This is a genomic window from Patescibacteria group bacterium, assembly GCA_035288465.1.
Classification (GTDB): Bacteria; Patescibacteriota; UBA1384; order DATEAH01; family DATEAH01; genus DATEAH01.
The window spans coordinates 17,549-36,137 of the sequence record DATEAH010000001.1 but is presented as its reverse complement, the minus strand read 5'-3'; the positions used below and the strand labels follow the sequence as shown (position 1 = coordinate 36,137).

Genomic DNA, 18,589 nt, shown 5'->3' with positions numbered 1-18,589 from the left:
AACAAATCATAGTTATCCTTTAATTTTGAGACCAGATTGATTTGTCCACACTTGCATTTAATGCTTTTTTCAACCAGCTCTTCTATGATGTTTGGCCTCCCTTTCTGTACGCAGTTTATTGAGAAAATTGTATGCGATTATCTTGAAAATTCCCCTTTGTTTTTCTACAACTTGAATTGCGGCAGTTTCTCCCTGTTGATTAAAAACTTCACCAACTTCTTTCAGAACAAAGGTTTCACTACCAGCGCCGTTTCCTAGTCCCCATTTGCGAATTGTCTCTTTAGATTCCTCTGGTAAACCATCAATTTCAGCCACTGTCATATGATCTATCATTTCACAAACTGGATCTCGGCTTACCCTCACACTTATCTCCTCCTTTCTAGGATCCTAAAATTTGAACCAATTTAAAAACTAGCCCCGGATCGGGGCCAGCTTTCTAAAGAAATCGGCAACTTTTTCCCCAATCCTAAAATGAATTGTTTAGAATTAGAGTTAAAACATTATCAACAATTGTTTTTTTCATTGCCTTGTTTTTATTTTAGTATTTTTAAATTAAAATGTCAATGTTGGCACTTTGAACAATAGAATGAGCCGCGACCGCCGATTTTCAGCCATTCGATTTTGCCGGTACATTTGGGACAAGGCTGTCCTTTTTTGCCATAAATCATTAGATTTTTATCGTGTCTGCCTAAACTGCCATCAGTGCGCACATAATTTTCACTCGAGGTTCCTTTGTCGCGAATCGCCTCTTTTAAAACCAACAAAATACAATCAAAAAGTTTATTTGCTTCTTGACGACTTAATTTATTCGCTGGTCGATTAGGCATAATCCCCGCACAAAAGAGCGCTTCATTTGCATAAATATTGCCCACGCCAACCAATTTGCTCTGGTCCATAATCGCAGTTTTAATCGGAATTCGCCGAGAAGAAATTATTTGCCAAAATTTTTCTTTGCTAAAATCTTTTGAAAACGGCTCAATGCCGTGAGCGGTCTCAATTTTATCGAGTCCGTCTTTATCTATAACTTTTATCCACCCAAATTTCCTCAAATCATTAAAAACTAATTCTGTCCCATCCGTAAATTTTATTATTACTCTTATGTGTTTCAATCCATTTTGCATTTTGATTTTTGAATTTTGAATTATTATCTGTCCTGTCATCTTCAGATGCACGGCAAAAAATCCGCTGTCCAGTTCAAAAATCAAAATCTTCGCCCGACGGCGAATTTTTTTAATTGTCTTATTAATTAAAACTTTTTTATCACCCACAAAAGATTTCGGCGATAATATCTTAATTTTGGCAATTTTCCGGCCGACGACCTTCTGATTTAATTCGTCAACAATTGTTTGCACCTCGGGCAATTCAGGCATATCCTCCTTAATATTAAAAAGGTCAAATTATCAATTTTTGTTTTTGAGATAAAATTGCTTTAAAAATATCGCCTTTTGATTTTAATCGCCCAGGCAGAGTTTTCAAATTGTATTTTTTAATTTTCAAATTAGCTAATTCTGCCCAATCAAGTGGAGTCGAAACTGTTGCGGTTTGAGTAGCGCGTAAAGAATAAGGGCAAATAATGGTGCGCCCTTTGGAATTTTGTGAAGGATCTAAATAAATTTTGCCCTGTCTTTTTTTGATCCGAGCTTCTGTGGCAATTAATTCGGGAAATTCTAAATCAATTTTATATATTAAGTCTTTCATAAATTTGCGAATCATTAAATATGAATTATTGGTAGCTAAGGGTATCACCAAATGCAAACCCGAAATCCCCGTTGTTTTCAAATAATTTCTTAGTCTTAGTTTTAATAATCTTGATTTAAGAATCTCAACTACCCGAACCGCATCGTTTATTTTCCCGCCATTTGTCAAATCGACATCAAAAACCAACCAGTCAGGATTATTGGGCTTTTTTATCGTCGACAACCAAAGATGAAATTCAACTGTGTCTAAATTTACTAACCACAACAAAGTTGCTAAATTATTGACTAAAATATAATCAACCCGATGTTGTGTTGATTTGGCAATGGTCGAATAAGTTTTCACAAATTTAGGTAACTTCTCACCTTTAAAGTCTTTTTGAATCCAACATTCCCGATCAACCCCACCTGGACATCGTTTAATTGTGATGGGTCGATTATAAAGATAAGGCAAAATTACCTTAGAAATTTGCTGATAATAATTAATTAAATCAGCTTTTGAAATTTTTTCCTTAGACCAAATTATACGATCAAGATGAGTTAATTTAATCTCAAAACCATCAACTTTAATAACCTTATCCATATTATAATGCCTTCCGGTTTTAAAGCCCTTCACCCGAAAAGCCCAAATTATGTTTGGGCTTTTATCTTCGAATTAGAAAATTCCTTATTCCGCCGGAGGTGGGGTTGGCATGCTAGAATCTGGAGTATCAGCAGGCGGCGTATCTTTGGGTGGGGTTGGTATTGCTAAATCATCGCCACCGGGCGTCGCGCCACCCGGAATTGGCATCCCTGGAGTTGAATCGGGTGTTGATGGTGCTGGTAAAGTAACTGGTGGCATTGCATCTGGTTGATCTGGGGTGGGCGTAACCGCTGGTTGATCAGATGGCATGGTTGATGATGGGGTTGGTGTCGGCGCAACCGGCATTTGTGACGGATCTGAACCTGGTGTTGCGGCAGGATCGGTCGGAGTTGCTCCTCCGACATCCTGTGAATAAATTTGGAACATTAATTCCTCCTTCGTCTCGACTTGTCCCGAGTATGCTCGAGGAAGCTATGTCGAGAAATTACTCATTTATTTATTTTAAAAAGTAACCAAAGCAGTTTATGATCGTCCCGCTTAAATCTGATTAAATTATACTTCCCTTTAAATTTATCACCTCTAATCTCAAATTGCAAATGGCCTTTTTCCACAGAATCCTTAATAACTCGATACTCGCCTTTATCCCAAATTTCCACCAGACCTGCGCCATATTCACCTTCGGGAATTTTACCCGAAAATTCAGCATATTCTAAAGGGTGATCTTCGGTCTGAATTGCCAAATGCTTTTCGCCAAATTTTTTGGGAATTCCCTTAGGAACTGCCCAGGATTTTAAAACACCATTTTCTTCCAATCGCAAATCATAATGCAGATTTTGTGCTTGATGTTTTTGAACCACGTAAATTAAACCTTTCTTGGTTTTTTTGGCCTTGCTGGGCTTAGGCTCAGGAGTAATCTCAAATTTTCTTTTTGCCTGATATTCTTCAAGCATTCGACTCCTTTTAAAATAAGCTATTTTGTTTTGAGGCGTTTTTAAATTGAACTTTTTCGTCAACTTTTTCAGCTTCGACGGATTCAGATTTTACCTTGATTTTTCCATAAACGCCGTCGAATCCGGCAATTTTTTCCACTTCGCCGGTTCTCATTTTTTTAATATCCGCGGCAATTTGCGGCAAAGTCACTTTGGCTAAATCTTCCATTTTTACATCCAGCAAAATCTCGATTTCATTCCCAAAATGATGAACTAATTTTTCATACTCATTTTTAACCCGCATCGAATATTTTTGCGTCCCTAACACTTCCGCTAAAATTTCGGATAACGGGATTAAATGTTTAGAATTAATCGCATTTTTCGGTCGAAATCCCTCTGGACGGTCAGCATCTGCTAATTCTTCCACTCGGTTTAAAACTCCAATCGTTAATTTACGATGACAAATCGGACAAATCCCTTTATTCTTGGCGGTTTCGGTCGGTGAAAAGGAAATATTACAACTACGATGGCCATCAAAATGATATTTGCCCTCTTCTGGAAAAAACTCAATCGTGTATAAAAAGTGTTTTTTGTCTTTTTCTTTTAAAATCCGACGAATTTCTAAATAGCTTAACTTATCTTTATCAATGTCAAAAACATTCGCTTCTCGGATTAAGTTTGCCGGTGAATGCGAATCAGAATTTGAAATTAGGCTGATTCGATCCAACTGTGATAAACGCCAGTTCATTTCCGGATCTGATGACAAACCAGTTTCTGCCGCAAAAATCTCGCCAGATAATTCGTCAAAACATTCTTCAATCGTATCAAAACCCGACATTGAACCAAACAATGAAAACCAGGGCGTCCAAATATGAGCTGGTACCAAAAAACAATCAGGTGAAATGTCTAAGATAATTTTGAGTAATTGTTTTGAATCCAAACCCAAAATCGGTCGGCCGTCTGACCATAAATTGCCGATTTTAGAAAGCCTAACATTAATTTTAGCGACAGTTTCTAAATTTGGCGCAAAGATTATATTATGGATTTTTCGAACTTTGCCGGTTTTTGAATATATTGAGGAAATTTCTGTGTTTAAAATAAAATATAAATTCGGGCTTTTTTGATCTTTTAATTGATACAAACCCGGTTTTTTCTCGACTAATTTATTTTTGAGCTCCGAAAACCACGCCGGATGAGTAAAGTCGCCGGTGGCTAAAATATTTATCCCCTTTTTCCCAGCCCACTCCGCCATTGTCTCCAAATTCATATCTGGGCTGGTGGCTCTCGAATATTTTGAATGTGTATGTAAATCCGCAATTTGTCGCATTAATCCTCCTTTTCTATTATAGCACAAGCTGAATTCAAGAATAAAAAAAGCGCGCAGAGTATTTTAATTGGTATGTCCACTTAGGACAGACTCCGCACGCGGAAAAAGACTTGGGTTATTGTTTTCGGATAATCTTAATTCGAGTAATGGACTTTACCGGTATCTGTTGAGGGGACGAAGTACCGTCAAGATTTCGTACAAATAGGACTGCATCAGTGTTTTTGAAATTTCCATCCAGCTTAACACAAGAGGGTAGTAAATGTTGGAGTTTTGCTTGGATTTTCTTTTCTGTTTCCGGATTTATCATATAAACTATCTCGCAAACTGAACAAGGACAAACCACCGGATCATCGTGGTTGCAATAAATTCTCGAAATTTTTTCAAACTCCGAGTCTAATATATATTCAGCCGCATCTGCAACTCCTTGTATGGCACGATTTCTAAGTCCAAGTAAATCACATCGGTCATAATCATGTTTTGCATTTCTCAGATATGCCACGCCACTTATTCCATCCTGCAAAGCTCGTGCTTGTCCAAGTAAACTTTCCAATTTCTCATCAGTAACTTCTGTTAAACTATCGGTTTCGGCTTGGACAGTAGCGTCTGCCCTCAACCTTCTCACTCCTTCCTGAAGTGGTTTAATTATATAATAAAACTTCAAAATTTGCAATAAAAAAACGCCTAATTTTGCATTGTGCCAAACTAGGCGCCGAGTTAAGATTTTCTTTCCTCTTTAATAATTTGTCTAATTTTCCAAAATGGAAAAGATTGATAAGGCGGATACCAAATAAACATACTCGCCAGGCTAACCGCGGTTGCGCCGGCATTTAGAAAATCTTGAGCATCATCCCAATTTTCAATACCGCCTCCACCAATAATCGCCAATTTGGGTACTGCCTGATGGATTTGGGATACTACTTCGACGGCTCGATTTTTAATCATTGGCCCGGAAATTCCCCCAGAATTATTAGATCTGACCGTATTTATTGCCGAGATTGCTGAAAATCCAGCCTGTTGTGTAATTTGGGCAATTTTAATGTAATCCTGACCTTCGCCAACTTTGATAATTAAAGGATGACGAGATTCACGAATGAGTCTTGGGAAAGCATCTTCAATATTATCCAAATCTTGTAATTTTGAATAAGCAACATTCGGACAAGAAATGTTTAATTCTATTGCTAGAATATCGGTTTCATTTAATATGGCTATCATTGTCGCGAGCTCAGAATAAGTATCCCCCCAAATACTGACAATTACCGGTAACTCTAAAACTTTTGGCAATTTATGTTCAATCAAATCAGATAAGCCAGAATTTGTCAGTCCGAAACAATTTATCCAACCACAACCATCTGGGAACCTGCGCAAAACTTTCCAAGGTGCATACCATCGGTAATTTCCTTCTTCAGGATTTAAAGTGACAGTTTTTAAGGTGATAGCACCAAGCTGACGAAAATCAATCAACCAACGATGCGGCCAGCGCCGACCGTAGCCCAATGCACCAGATGCGACCACAATTCGGCTCTGAAGTTGGATCTCGCCCAACTGAACCATCCAGCCTTCCTCCTTTGCATATTCTGATAATCGGCGTATCCTAATAAATTAAACCATAAGTTTGCAAAAATTTCAACTAAAAAACGGCCAAACGGCCGTTTTTTTATGATCTAAATTCGGTTCATCATCTAAGCGCTGGCGTTGACTTACTGTCCCACAAAAGCAGTATCATCAGCGCAGGATGGCTTAACTTCTGAGTTCGGAATGGGATCAGGTGTGACCCATCCGCCATGAACACCAGCGTTTAAACGACGAAATTTGATTCTTGATTATTTTTGGTTTTTACCTGTCAGTCGTCGCAGACTTGAGACTTCGAAAACTCTCAAGTCTGCACAAATTAAATTTAATTGATATTAGTATCTTGAAGCTGAAATCATTACTGACCTTACACCTCAAGACCTATCAAGGTCGTAGTCTACGACCAATCTCAAAAGCCTAATCTTAGGGATGGCTTCCCGCTTAGATGCTTTCAGCGGTTATCCGAACCGAACATAGCTTCTCAGCAGTGCCCCGAATGGGACAGCTGATAAACCAGAGGTTCGTCCACGCAGGTCCTCTCGTACTATGCGCAGACCCCTTCAAGCTTCAACGCTTATGGCAGATTAGGACCAACCTGTCTTACGTAATTTTTTCATTTGTTACCAAATGTATGGACTATACCATCACCCCCGCCGTCGGCGGGGGGATTGACGTTTTATTCGATTGTTATATTGTTATATCGAATCTCTCCACTTAAGGATCAGTCTCTACGGGGTCATCAAAAAATCAAAAATCAAAGTTCAAAATTTAAATTTTCCATTTTTACTTTTTAATCTTAAATTTTCTAAGACTTCCCTCGGTATCATCCTAACATCCGACAGGTTAATTATCAAATGTTAGGGTTTCACCGATATGAGTCAATTTATTCGATTCGCCTTACGGCGAAAAGCCGCCGTATATCTCGATGCCAAAATTTGACGGTTTGAACCCAGCTCGCGTACCGCTTTAATTGGCGAACAGACAAACCCTTGGCTCCGACTTCAGAGCCAGGATGCGATGGGCCGACATCGAGGTGCCAAACCTCCTCGTCGATGTGAACTCTTGGAGGAGATAAGCCTGTTATCCCCGGGGTAGCTTTTATTCGTTGAGCGATCCGCCTCTCACACGGGCGGACCGGATCACTAAGCCCAACTTTCGTTTCTGCTTGACTTGTAAGTCTCGCAGTTAAGCCAGCTTATGCCTTTACACTATCAGCGCAATTTCCATCTGCGCTTAGCTGACCTTAGGACGCCTCCGTTACTCTTTAGGAGGCGACCGCCCCAGTCAAACTACCCACCTGACACTGTTCTCCTAACGTGTCGTTAGGAGTTAGAACCGAAACCATGAAAGAGTGGTATTTCACCTTGCGTCCCGCCAAAGGCGGGACTCCCACTTAGCCTACACAATCAAAAATTTCAACTCAATATCAAGCTATAGTAAAGCTCCCGGGGTCTTTCCGTCTTGCCATAAGTAGCCGGCATCTTCACCGGCATTGCAATTTCACCGAGTCCCACCAAGAGACAGTCTCCAGACCGTTACGCCATTCGTGCGGGTCGTAACTTACACGACAAGGAATTTCGCTTATGTTCTTTTCCAAAAAAAATGGATTGTCCTAAATTGGACCTGCATGTCGCCATGCAGATGGGACTATATCTTCCCCGACGTCACGTCGAGGTTTGGCGTATAGTCTCTGAGGATTCTAAAAATTGAAATTATTCTTTAAATGATCGCCTAGATTCATTGCTTTTACAATTTTACAAAATTTTTGAAAATCTTTTATTTTTGCAGTTCTTAGCGGATTTGTGCAAAAAAATGGTATTATTTTTTCGGTTAAATCTTTTCTTGATCTAACACAATATCTGTATAAATTTTCTTTGTGATTGTCGTACCTTTTATTAATATAAATGTTTCCGCAACCGAAATATTTTTTAATACTCACTAAGACTGAGTGGCTTTTTTCTCCTTGAGTAATTACAAATTCAGGAAAAATTTGAAAGCCAGATTTTGTGGTAGAATTTTTTATTTTACTTACCGAGAATGTACCTTCTCCATCTGTAAAACCAACGATCCAATTTTCAATTTTTAGTCTTTCCTGCTGGTTGTCTGCATTGATTGCTTTTTTACTTGGCATAATTGTCCTTCTATGGACATATTATACCATAGTAGCCTCAAATTCAACAGATTTTCCAGCATATAGCCAAATTTTACTATGGCAGCACTTCCTACCATAGGACGATTATAGTTATCGCCGCCGTTTACTAGGGCTTGAGTTCTCCCCTTACTCCGCCAAAGGCGGAGGTCAGGGATCCCCATGACCTACTAGCACTGGGCAGGCGTCAGCCCCTATACATCCCCTTGCGGGTTAGCAGAGGCCTGTGTTTTTGATAAACAGTCGCCTGGAGTCTTTAGCTGCGTCCCGCCGATGAGGCGGGAAAGCTATATCCCGAAGTTACAGCTGCTGTTTTGCCGAGTTCCTTTTGGTGGGTTCTCTCGTACACCTTACTACTCTTATAGTATTCTACCTGTGTCGGTTTACGGTACGGACATAAATATCACTCCTTAGAGGTTTTTCTTGGCGATTCCTACAGCTAAATTTCCCAGAAAGGAATTTCATTTGCCTGAATTATTACGCTCCCGGATTTGCCAAAGAGCCAAATTCAGGCTTAGACGGATAATTTGTAACCGCTTAGCCTTCAAACCGCGTCACCCCATCGTACAAACGCAATATTTATGGTATCCGAATATTAACGGATTTACCATCGCCTACGCCTTTCGGCCTCAGCTTAGGACCGACTAACCCACCGCCGATTGTCGTTGCGGTGGAAACCTCAGAAATTCGGTGTCCCGAGTTTTCATCGGGATATCGTTACTCATACCAACATTCTCACTTCTACACCTTCCAGCAAAGCTTGCGCTTTACCTTCGCAAAATGTAGAACGCTCCCCTACCACTTCCGTCAAAAGACGGAAATCCATACCTTCGGTGGATAGTTTTAGCCCCGTGTATTTTCGGCGCAATCAACCATCAAATAGTGAGTTGTTACACACTCTTTAAAGGAATGGCTACCTCTAAGCCAACCTCCTAGTTGTCTCAGGTTAATCACATCCTTTCCCACTTAACTATCACTTAGGGACCTTAGATTATGGTCTGGGTTGTTGCCCTTTTGGACAATGGAGTTTATCCCCCACAACCTGACTCCAAAGCTGAAATCTTTTGTATTCGGAGTTTGGTTAAAGCCCCCCGCCATAGGCGGGGGAAATTCATCCAGTACTCTACCCCAAAAGACGATCACTTTGGGCTATACCTAAATATATTTCGGGGAGAACCAGCTATCGCCAGGTTCGATTAGCATTTTACCTCTAACCTCAAGTCATCCCACGAATTTGTAACTTCGACGGGTTCGGGCTTCCCTACGCATTTCTGCGGAGTTCACCCTGCTCAAGGTTAGCTCACCTGGTTTCGGGTCTAGTGCTGCAAACTAAACGCCCTATTAAGACTCGCTTTCGCTTCGCCTCCATCCAGTGGACTTAAGCTTGCTTGCAACAGCTAACTCGTTGGTTCGTTATGCAAAAAGCACGCAGTCACCCCGCCAAAGGCGGGGCTCCTACTCTTTGTCAGCATATGGTTTCAGGTACTATTTCACTCCCCTCACCGGGGATCTTTTCACCTTTCCCTCACGGTACTAGTTCGCTATCGACATTAAAAGTATTTAGCCTTGCCCCGTGATCAGGGCAGATTCCTACCAGATTTCACGTGTCTGATAGTACTCGAGAAAATCAGAGCTTTTCAAATTTTTTTCGCTTACAGGGCTATTACCTTCTATGGCCGTCCTTTCCAGACTCGTTTAGCTAAAAATTCTCAAAGCTTTGTTATTAAAAACACCAATATCTCACAACCCCAGCCGCTACTCCGCAGCGGAAATTCTAAATTCTAATTTCTAAATCCTAAACAATTTTTAATATTCTAAATTCAAAACTTGTCTTTATGATTTGAATTTCATAAATTTGTTTAGAAATTCGGATTTCGGATTTAGTGCTTCCATTGCGAAGCAATGGCTAGTTTGGGCTCTTCCCCGTTCGCTCGCCACTACTAGGGGAATAAAATGTCTTTCTCTTTTCCTCTGGCTACTAAGATGTTTCAGTTCGCCAGCTTACCATCCAGCTCCAAAAGAGCCGGATCCTCCGATTTACATCGGAGTGGGTTTCCCCATTCGGAAGTCTCGGGATCAAAGTTTGTTTGACAACTCCCCCGAGCTTATCGCAGCCTACCACGTCCTTCATCGGCTTTTAATGTCAAGGCATCCACCATATGCATTCTGTAATTTAATTTGTTCCGTTTTGAAGCCAAAAAGAGACTTCAAAACCCCGACCCCCTGACTGAGCATCGGAGACTAACAGGTAAAAACCAAAAATATCAATTGTTAATGAACAACGCTTGATGCAATTGCTTCAAATTACTTTTGGTAATTTAAAGATTTTTAAATCAAGAGATGAAAAAAGACCGCCATGGCGGTCCAAAATCAAGCTAAAATTCAGCTTTAAATTAGCCGCCTGAAACCTCCGTCCAAATTGTCAATATATTTAACATTAATCTTGTCCTATCACCTATAAAAAAATTAATTCATAGTGATGTTTTAAGTCTACCAAATAAAAAAACCGATGTCAATACCTCTTCTTTAAAATATTAATTAGCTGGTATTGATCCCTCAAAATCGCATCTTGAGCCGTGAACGAATAGTTCCCAAAAGGCGAAAGATAAATTGTGTGGGATCAAGCCCTATTCTAGCCTCTGTTCCGCCAAAAAGCGGAACAGAGCACTAAAATAGTAAAAATTATCTCTTTTGGATATCTTTTTTGACTTTATCAACAAATTCAGCGGCGGCATCTTTGCCACCCAAACCAAAGGCTAATCCACCCGCAATTGCAAACAAAGCCACAAAACCGGTGAATAGGGTTTGGATTAAATAACTCGCCACATTAAGTTGGACTAAAGCGGCTAAAACCGTAAAAACCAAAATCGCACCACGCACCAATAAAGCTAAAAGTTCAGAATAACCAATTTCAATCCCTTTAGTCACAGAACCGACCACATCAGCCAAGAAATTAGCCAAAACAACACCAATCAACAAAATTCCAGCGGCGGCGGCGACATTAGGGACATAATTTAAGATGCTGTTTAAGAATTCAACCACTTGAGTGAGTTGTAAAGCTTCTGCAGCGGCTAAAAAGGCGACAATTATGATCACCCATTTTACAAAAGCGCCCACTAAACCCGCAAAATCTTTTTTAATGCCGACTTTCTTGATGCCATCTTCGAGCTTCATTTTTTCCGCTAAGCTTTGAAGGCCAATTACTCTCATTAACTGATCGACTAATCGATCTAATAAAACTGCCAAAATCCAACCAATAATCAAAATTAAAATCGCGCCAAGTAAGTTCGGGATAAAGTTAATAATCCGATCAGCAATGGTGTGCCAAGCAATATTCAAAGCATCGGCCCAACTCGCAATAATTCCGTCATTCATTTTAGACCTCTAAAATGAAATTGATAGTATCGACCTTTAAATTTATCGTAGCACGTGGGTTTTAGTTGTCAAGAGAAAATAATTCTATTAAAAATAAAAAGGTGGGAAATATATAAACATTTTCGAAGTTTATTTCCCACCCTAAATCTCCAACCTACCCTAAAGATCTTTAATATATTCTATAAATCCATTTATATTTTTTATACCCTTAACCAAAACCGCGTCATAAATAATCGTGCTGGGAAAATCTAATTTATTTTTTATTTTGTAATCCTTAAGCTCTAAAATCAGTTTTTTATTTTCTTCGTTGAGATTATTCTTCAAAAGCTGATAATATTTTTTGCCAGAAAGGCTGTCTTTCTCAATAAACCAAATGTCAATTTTCCATCTCTTATCATAACCTTTTGGGATAACAATTAACCCTAAATAATAACCATATGGAAACTGATCGTTAGAGTTTTTAATTAGTCGTGAATACTTCACAAAATCGTCAAACATATATGCCTGAAAATATCCTTGCCCAATCAGTTTATTCAAGGCATCAATAACTTTTTCTTTATCAACTTTTTCCATAAATATATGAAAATCAATATCTCCTCTCATCATAATATCAAAATGATAAGCGCCAACTGGTTTTACCTTACCGTATTTTGAAAGAAAATTAATCAAATCAGATTCTTTTAAAATCTTATCTGCATCTGCTTTAAATTTTTCGCTTTTTTCAAAAAGATTATTTTTAATCATGATTTATTCCTTTAATTTATCAACAAATTTTATTCTAACCATGATTCCTTCAATCCTATTTTTTTATTTTGACAATCGATTTCAACCTTTACCCCAAGCGGCAACACTAATTGAGGATCGGTATGACCAACATCGAAGTTAGCCACAATTGGTAAATCTGGTTTATTAAACTCTTTTGCAATAGAAATTATTTTTTCTTCCAGCTCTTTTTTCTCATCTTGCGAATAATCTCTTGCTCGACCAAAAATTAACCCGTTTATTTCATTAAATACTCCTAACATTCCATAATTTCTCAATTCAGTATCAATGTTGTCGATTGTCGGTTTCGACTCGGAAGTTTCAAGAAAAAATATTTTTTCTTTCCAAAAATCTCGCGATGGCCAAAAATCGGTTGCCTTCATCATTTCTAAAATCTCAAAACAACCACCGAATAATTTACCTTGAACTTTTTTATTTCCTTGCAGCCAATGCCAACCATCATCTTTTTTTATTGGATTCACTTTTCCGAGATTTTTTTCATTCGACCAATTAGGATAACCATCGCAATATTCTCCATAAGCTTTATATTCATAACCGTCTTTTGGCTTAAAAAGCATCTCATGAACATGAGATTTTAAACTTTCGGGCAGACTTTCCATCTGCGAAAAACCAGCCATAATTGTTAATCCATAAAAACTTACAAGACTCTGCAAGCTTAAAAATACATGGAGCGTTGAAGTATCCGAATACCCCATCAAGATTTTTGGATTATTAACTATAATATTTTTATCCAAAAAGGGCAAAATTCGTATAGAATCGTCGCCGCCAATCGAAGCAAAAATAGCCTTAATTTCCGGGTCCGCGAATGCTTCATTAATATCCTTCGCACGAACCCGCGGATTTGCCCTTAAAGAATCGGGATCCATTCTGGTCGTTGGAAATTCTTTAATTTTCAAATTCCATTCGCGCAAAACCTTAAGACCATTTTCATAAATATCAGGGAAAACGCTTGGACCTCCCCAAGACGGAGACACGATTGCCACAGTATCACCTTGTTTCAATTTTTTTGGTTTTTTATAATTCATCATGATTCCTCTTCAATTTTTATGTGGATCCGAACAAATTCTCCGCCAAAGGCGGATCAGTCATTGGCTGGGAATTCCTCTCTCTAATTTTAGTCAAGATATTCAATTCTTTTTTGGAGCAGATTCTTTAATCACGGTTTTCTATTTAACCTTTTTAAATAAATTAGATACTATTAAGAGCAGAAACAATATTATCAAGACAACTGGTACCCATATCGAAACCTTATAAAGAAAAAACAATCCAATAACATATATGGTGATATATACAATAGTAGAAATAAGTATGCTTGCTGGGTAGTTCAAAAACATAGGTCTTGACAATGCATCTTTACTCAAAGAATGTGATATCCACTGGTTTAGTGCAAAACCGATGACCACTAAAACGATACCAATTATTAAGTTCATTTCTTGCCCTTCTAAGTTACATAATTATTTACTATTTCCTGTGATTATTCTATCCCTTGTTTACAAATTCGGTTTTTTTAACTCCGACCAGAGCAACGGTTAAGAATAATCTTGTGGCAAACAATAATATAGACGATAAAACAGGAATTTGAATTAATGCTGGTACTACAAAAAATATGGCTGAAGGCGAGGGGACTCGTCTGTCTCGGCATGGCGCCGAGCCATGACGGAAACCCCCAACCTGTCAATTTGGTGTTTGTTGGAAAAAGTCAGAACTCATTTTGAACAAAATCCCAACTAATTCGCTCCGCTTCGCCGCCGCTTGCTTCGCTCGCTGTTCCGCAAAAAAGTTTTCTTCGCATTTTTTTATTTGGCGCGCGATTTTTTTCTTCTAAAAGGAAAAGAAAACTTTTTTGCGGGACTCTGCTCTGAACGAGCAGGGCGGCGGGGCTTCGCTTCGGCTCGGGCGAGGCGGAAGGGGGGTGTGGGGGGAATTCCGCTGTAAATAAACTTTGGTGGAGCTAGGCAGAATCGAACTGCCATCCGCGGTATGCAAAACCGCCGTTTTACCATTAAACTATAGCCCCTTATTTATTTTGGGAAAATTAACCAATCCAAACCGCCCATTAGAAATAAAAATCCTAAAACAATTATTAATATACCAGCTAATTTCCAGACTAAATACGAACCACCCATCGTCCCAAAACGTCTTTCTGCCCACTCAGCCTTTCCAAAAGTCCGCACCAAAGGTTCAGCATATACCAAAAAACAAAGTCCAATAATCGACGCTAACACAAAAATTAAAATCTTTAAAATAATCATTTATAAAACCACGCCCAAATTGCTATTCCTATTATAATTATATAAACTGGGAAGGTGAAAATCCAGTATTTAGGTTTAAGTTGAATATGAATAGACTCATGAAAATTATGAAATTGCCGAAAACCCCAAACATTTTTTAGTTTCTCGCCAATAAGTGGAAATTTATCCCAATCAGGCAAAACCGCCGCCACCGCCGCAATTACCACCGATAGATGATGAACTTTTAAATAAAAAAGTATCACTAATGTTGCGCCAAAAATCACTTCAAAAAATTCAAGAATCGCTGCTCTTCGGCTTAAAGGATAATTTTTACGCTGACTAGTTGGCAAAAATGCGGTTGATTCAAAATGAGGAATCGCGTCAAAAACAAAATGCGAGACAAATCCCGCCAAAAATGCCAAGGGTAAATTTTGGATCAGATCGCCGAGGACTGCCCCGACAATCATATGTGGAGTTGCAATCATAATTATTTCTAAATTCCTGAAATTAGTTTATCTTTCTTTACTCTTGACCATCCTTTAATCTGTTTTTCTCGTCTGATAGCATCAATTTCTTTACTAAATTCTTGTGACCAGACAAATTTTTTAGGTTTATTTTGTGATGTAAACTTAGCTCCAGATTTCTTTAAATGATATTCGAAGCGATTTTCTAGATTATTAGTATGACCAACGTAATATTTATTGTTCTCGCAAAGTAAAATATAAGTAAAGTATTTCATGAATTGCCCTTCGATAAACTCAGGGCATTCTTCTATCTCCTGGCTGAAAGCCATGAGCTTGTCGAATGGTGGGCGATGATGGGATCGAACCATCGACCTCATCTTTATCAGAGATGCGCTCTACCACTGAGCTAATCGCCCAAAAAAATCAAAAGTTAAAAATCAAAATGTAAAATTATTAAATTCCAACCTATTATACTCTAAATTTTCCCGATAATCAAGCAATATCATTGAGTCGAAAGATGACTTTTTGGCCCTTAATAATTTCGCCTCTCAGCAATCTTTCTGCAAGCCAATTTTCAACTTTATCAGCAATCACCCGCTGCATTGGCCTCGCCCCCATTTCTGGATCATAGCCTAATTGGGCTAATTTGGCAACCGCGTCCGGAGCGACCCCTAACACAATCTCTTTTTCATCTTTGAGCCTTTTGGCTAATTTAACTAAAATCAATTGGCAAACTTGCTGGATTTCCGAAATCTCCAAGGGCTTGAAGGAAATTACGTCATCAAAACGATTCAAAAATTCTGGTCTAAAAATGCCCCCGTGTTGTAAATATTCCAACAATTTTTCTTTCAAAACAGACGGGTCAGTTCGAACTTTAATATTTTCTCGAATTAGCTCCGCACCGGCGTTTGAAGTCGCAATAATAATTGTATTCGTAAAATTAACCTTTCTGCCTAACCTATCGGTTAATTGTCCTTCATCTAAAACTTGTAAAAATAAATTTAAAACATCAGGATGGGCTTTTTCGATTTCGTCTAAAAGCAATAAACAGTATGGATTTTCTTTAATTTTAGCCGTCAAGACTCCTTCTCCACTATTTGGCGTTCCGACTAAACGGTCCAAAGCTTCATGCATTTTGAATTCTGACATATCTAATCTGGACATCGAATTTTCTGACCCAAAAAAGCTCTCCGCTAAGGCTTTGGCAGTTTCGGTTTTACCCACCCCGGTCGGACCCAAAAATAAAAATGAACCGATTGGTTTTTTCTCAGATTTTAAGCCAGTTCTAGCCCTTCTCATCGCCTCAGAAATAGCTTTAACGGCTTCATTTTGACCAATAACTCGTTGATGCAAAAATTGCTCTAAGTTTAATAATTTCTCTTTTTCGGCCGCTTGCACTTGCTCAGTTGGAATTTTAGTCTTATCTGCCACAATTTTTTGCACATGAACAGGCTGAACTAACTTATCTGTGGTTTTCGAAGACACATAAACCGCAACCTCATCCAATAAATCAATTGCTTTTTCCGGAAATGGCTTATCGGTCAAATATCTTTTTGCTAATTTTACAATTTCACGCAACGCTTGATATGAAGTAAAAATTTGATACTGCCCTTCAATAAAAGGTGTGACTTCTTCTAAAATTTTAATCGTGGTGATTTCATTAGGTTCGGCGACTTCAATTTTTTCAAAACCGCCAGCAATTATGGGCTTAGCTTCAACAAACTGGTGATAATCTCGATAGCTGCATGTCCCGATCAATTGTAACGCCGTGGAACCTAAATATGGTGCTAATATTTCCGAAGCATCAATTGCCCCAATTTTGGACTCACCACCACCGAATAAAGTTTCGATATTTTCAATAAATAAGATAATATCCCCAGCCGCCACCGCTTCGTTTAATGCTGTCACCAATTTTGCTTCAATTTCCGCTGGCTCACCCGCTAACAATCTGCCCATGTCTAATTTAAAAATTTTTTTATACCTTAATGATTTTAAAGCTCGATTCTGACAAATCCGTTTTGCAAACCCTAAAACAATCGTATTTTTACCAACCCCGGGCTCGCCGACCAATAAAATATTATTTTTACCCGAACGGGATAAAATCCTTTCCATTTCTTCAATTTCAAGTTGATGACCAACCATATGTAAATTTGAACCGGTTTTTTGAATTTGGGAGGTAATATCAAAACTAATTAAATTTAAATTTGGCGTATAGCCATATGACCATTCGCGACCAATACCACCGGTTTTTTCAAAATAATCAGGTGAAAAAAAGCGACGTTGATTTTCAAAACGTTGAAAAACCAAATTTTGCCAGTGGACCAAATTCGCCATATCTTCAATTTTCAAATCTAAAGTAAACATAATTTTTTGCAAAAATGCTTCAGTCTTGGTTAGGGCATAAAAAAGATCTCCAACTTGAATTCGAGTATGTCTTTGGCTGATGGCAAAATTTGCCGCTTCCAACCATAAAGACAAAATATGGCTTTTATTTTCCATTTCACTCGATTGTGAATATGCCACGGATGCTTGAAATTCATTTTGAAAATTTTTCAAATTAATACCAGCCCTGGCGAGCAAATATGAAATTTTACGATTTTTTAAACTTCCCAAAAAAATTCCAAGAGTGGTCAAGTTATGATTTTTGGCCTTGGAGGCAATTTTTTCGGCCGCATTTACAATTTGTGCCACTTCTAAATCGATAAAATCTGCCCAATTCACTGATTCCATACTCTTAATTTTTGCCAAATTCGAATTTGAAAATTTAAAAAGGAAATTGAAATAGCTATCCAAAATTATTAGAAAAACCCCCGTAGAAATTATTGCCAATGCTAATCCCAAAATACGATTATTAAATTCATATAGTTCTAATAAATTCAAAATCCAAATCACAATTCCCAAAAACATTAAAACCCATACTAACACCTGAATTATTTTGATATAAAATTGATGATATAGTTTTTCAATTTTTGCAGTTTGAAAAATTTTAGATTTTTCAGGATTAAATAAATAATTTGGCATTTTTACCCAGTTAAAATTTTAGAAATTCCAATTATAAAACCTGCCAACACCAACATTGGCATTAATATCCAAACAACGATTGTGGCCGCTCCTAAAATATATACTAAAAAGGTGATTATTAGGCCAATAAAAATTGTCACCAACCTGACACAAGCACCAATTAGCCGAGATAATAAATTAAAAATCATCACGCGAAACCTAATATTGATCGGCAAATTTCGGGTCGTCATCACATCTCGCCGCCAAGGATAAAAAAGCGTTTTTAACAAAATCGTGACCGAAAAATAATCTAATGTTTTGAGAACAATTAGCTTGATATTACTAAATAGGCTTTTAATTGAAAAAATATACCACGACCAAAGGCCAAAACCTGCTTGAATGGTTTGGCTATTTTCCAAATTCCCCTCCTCAGTTCTGATAAATTTGATAAGTTTACTTCAATAAATAATAAAACTTAATAATTT

16 protein-coding genes, 2 tRNA genes and 2 rRNA genes are annotated in these 18,589 nt (G+C 38.2%); all 20 read right to left on the bottom strand.

Annotation, left to right across the window (positions count from 1 at the left end; genetic code table 11):
• Positions 1-69: 69 nt before the first annotated feature.
• The 20 genes from VJJ80_00190 to VJJ80_00095 all read right to left on the bottom strand — a co-directional run bounded on the left by VJJ80_00190 (position 70) and on the right by VJJ80_00095 (position 18,523).
• The gene (locus tag VJJ80_00190) at positions 70-321 is read right to left on the bottom strand and encodes a hypothetical protein (GenBank protein ID HLC38538.1); all 252 of its coding nucleotides are present in this window, start codon (positions 319-321) and stop codon (positions 70-72) included.
• A gap of 239 nt (positions 322-560) precedes the next feature.
• Positions 561-1,370: a bifunctional DNA-formamidopyrimidine glycosylase/DNA-(apurinic or apyrimidinic site) lyase gene (gene mutM, locus VJJ80_00185; protein HLC38537.1), complete on the bottom strand. Its 810-nt coding sequence runs from the start codon at positions 1,368-1,370 to the stop codon at positions 561-563.
• A 22-nt stretch (positions 1,371-1,392) separates the two neighbouring features.
• On the bottom strand, positions 1,393-2,277 hold the full coding sequence (ligD, locus tag VJJ80_00180; protein ID HLC38536.1) for a non-homologous end-joining DNA ligase: 885 nt from the start codon (positions 2,275-2,277) through the stop codon (positions 1,393-1,395).
• 84 nt (positions 2,278-2,361) lie between these two features.
• On the bottom strand, positions 2,362-2,703 hold the full coding sequence (locus VJJ80_00175; protein ID HLC38535.1) for a hypothetical protein: 342 nt from the start codon (positions 2,701-2,703) through the stop codon (positions 2,362-2,364).
• A gap of 62 nt (positions 2,704-2,765) precedes the next feature.
• Complete coding sequence (locus VJJ80_00170) at positions 2,766-3,227, bottom strand: DNA polymerase ligase N-terminal domain-containing protein (protein HLC38534.1); 462 nt, start codon at positions 3,225-3,227, stop codon at positions 2,766-2,768.
• 10 nt (positions 3,228-3,237) lie between these two features.
• Positions 3,238-4,533, bottom strand: a complete 1,296-nt coding sequence (locus VJJ80_00165) for an endonuclease Q family protein (GenBank protein ID HLC38533.1) — start codon at positions 4,531-4,533, stop codon at positions 3,238-3,240.
• Positions 4,534-4,648: 115 nt separating this feature from the next.
• Positions 4,649-5,203, bottom strand: coding sequence for a hypothetical protein (locus VJJ80_00160; GenBank protein ID HLC38532.1), 555 nt, complete (start codon positions 5,201-5,203; stop codon positions 4,649-4,651).
• Positions 5,204-5,247: 44 nt separating this feature from the next.
• Complete coding sequence (locus tag VJJ80_00155; protein ID HLC38531.1) at positions 5,248-6,084, bottom strand: tRNA-dihydrouridine synthase; 837 nt, start codon at positions 6,082-6,084, stop codon at positions 5,248-5,250.
• Positions 6,085-6,217: 133 nt separating this feature from the next.
• Positions 6,218-6,326 (bottom strand): 5S ribosomal RNA (gene rrf, locus VJJ80_00150).
• A gap of 91 nt (positions 6,327-6,417) precedes the next feature.
• Positions 6,418-10,430 (bottom strand): 23S ribosomal RNA (locus VJJ80_00145).
• A 503-nt stretch (positions 10,431-10,933) separates the two neighbouring features.
• Positions 10,934-11,626: a hypothetical protein gene (locus VJJ80_00140; protein ID HLC38530.1), complete on the bottom strand. Its 693-nt coding sequence runs from the start codon at positions 11,624-11,626 to the stop codon at positions 10,934-10,936.
• Between the two features lie 159 nt (positions 11,627-11,785).
• A complete protein-coding gene (locus VJJ80_00135; protein HLC38529.1) occupies positions 11,786-12,370 on the bottom strand; it encodes a hypothetical protein in 585 nt (194 codons plus the stop codon).
• 29 nt (positions 12,371-12,399) lie between these two features.
• Positions 12,400-13,437: a S66 peptidase family protein gene (locus VJJ80_00130; GenBank protein ID HLC38528.1), complete on the bottom strand. Its 1,038-nt coding sequence runs from the start codon at positions 13,435-13,437 to the stop codon at positions 12,400-12,402.
• 915 nt (positions 13,438-14,352) lie between these two features.
• Positions 14,353-14,426 (bottom strand) — tRNA-Ala (locus tag VJJ80_00125).
• Between the two features lie 4 nt (positions 14,427-14,430).
• Entirely contained in the window at positions 14,431-14,661 is a 231-nt protein-coding gene (locus VJJ80_00120; GenBank protein ID HLC38527.1) for a hypothetical protein, read from the bottom strand.
• A complete protein-coding gene (locus VJJ80_00115) occupies positions 14,658-15,125 on the bottom strand; it encodes a hypothetical protein (GenBank protein ID HLC38526.1) in 468 nt (155 codons plus the stop codon). The genes VJJ80_00120 and VJJ80_00115 overlap by 4 nt, the downstream gene beginning before the upstream one ends.
• A gap of 8 nt (positions 15,126-15,133) precedes the next feature.
• A complete protein-coding gene (locus tag VJJ80_00110) occupies positions 15,134-15,472 on the bottom strand; it encodes a GIY-YIG nuclease family protein (protein HLC38525.1) in 339 nt (112 codons plus the stop codon).
• Positions 15,446-15,520 (bottom strand) — tRNA-Ile (locus VJJ80_00105). The genes VJJ80_00110 and VJJ80_00105 overlap by 27 nt, the downstream gene beginning before the upstream one ends.
• A gap of 76 nt (positions 15,521-15,596) precedes the next feature.
• Positions 15,597-18,125 carry an ATP-dependent Clp protease ATP-binding subunit gene (locus VJJ80_00100; protein ID HLC38524.1) on the bottom strand — a complete coding sequence of 843 codons (2,529 nt, stop codon included), beginning with the start codon at positions 18,123-18,125 and terminating at the stop codon, positions 15,597-15,599.
• A gap of 2 nt (positions 18,126-18,127) precedes the next feature.
• On the bottom strand, positions 18,128-18,523 hold the full coding sequence (locus VJJ80_00095) for a hypothetical protein (protein ID HLC38523.1): 396 nt from the start codon (positions 18,521-18,523) through the stop codon (positions 18,128-18,130).
• Positions 18,524-18,589 lie beyond the last annotated feature (66 nt).

What these genes read in the sequence shown, in the direction of transcription:
- VJJ80_00190 (HLC38538.1), bottom strand. Translation starts at nt 321, where the DNA reads ATGACAGTGGCTGAAATTGATGGTTTACCAGAGGAATCTAAAGAGACA.
- mutM (HLC38537.1), bottom strand. Translation starts at nt 1,370, where the DNA reads ATGCCTGAATTGCCCGAGGTGCAAACAATTGTTGACGAATTAAATCAG.
- ligD (HLC38536.1), bottom strand. Translation starts at nt 2,277, where the DNA reads ATGGATAAGGTTATTAAAGTTGATGGTTTTGAGATTAAATTAACTCAT.
- VJJ80_00175 (HLC38535.1), bottom strand. Translation starts at nt 2,703, where the DNA reads ATGTTCCAAATTTATTCACAGGATGTCGGAGGAGCAACTCCGACCGAT.
- VJJ80_00170 (HLC38534.1), bottom strand. Translation starts at nt 3,227, where the DNA reads ATGCTTGAAGAATATCAGGCAAAAAGAAAATTTGAGATTACTCCTGAG.
- VJJ80_00165 (HLC38533.1), bottom strand. Translation starts at nt 4,533, where the DNA reads ATGCGACAAATTGCGGATTTACATACACATTCAAAATATTCGAGAGCC.
- VJJ80_00155 (HLC38531.1), bottom strand. Translation starts at nt 6,084, where the DNA reads ATGGTTCAGTTGGGCGAGATCCAACTTCAGAGCCGAATTGTGGTCGCA.
- VJJ80_00140 (HLC38530.1), bottom strand. Translation starts at nt 11,626, where the DNA reads ATGAATGACGGAATTATTGCGAGTTGGGCCGATGCTTTGAATATTGCT.
- VJJ80_00135 (HLC38529.1), bottom strand. Translation starts at nt 12,370, where the DNA reads ATGATTAAAAATAATCTTTTTGAAAAAAGCGAAAAATTTAAAGCAGAT.
- VJJ80_00130 (HLC38528.1), bottom strand. Translation starts at nt 13,437, where the DNA reads ATGATGAATTATAAAAAACCAAAAAAATTGAAACAAGGTGATACTGTG.
- VJJ80_00120 (HLC38527.1), bottom strand. Translation starts at nt 14,661, where the DNA reads ATGATTATTTTAAAGATTTTAATTTTTGTGTTAGCGTCGATTATTGGA.
- VJJ80_00115 (HLC38526.1), bottom strand. Translation starts at nt 15,125, where the DNA reads ATGATTGCAACTCCACATATGATTGTCGGGGCAGTCCTCGGCGATCTG.
- VJJ80_00110 (HLC38525.1), bottom strand. Translation starts at nt 15,472, where the DNA reads ATGGTTCGATCCCATCATCGCCCACCATTCGACAAGCTCATGGCTTTC.
- VJJ80_00100 (HLC38524.1), bottom strand. Translation starts at nt 18,125, where the DNA reads ATGCCAAATTATTTATTTAATCCTGAAAAATCTAAAATTTTTCAAACT.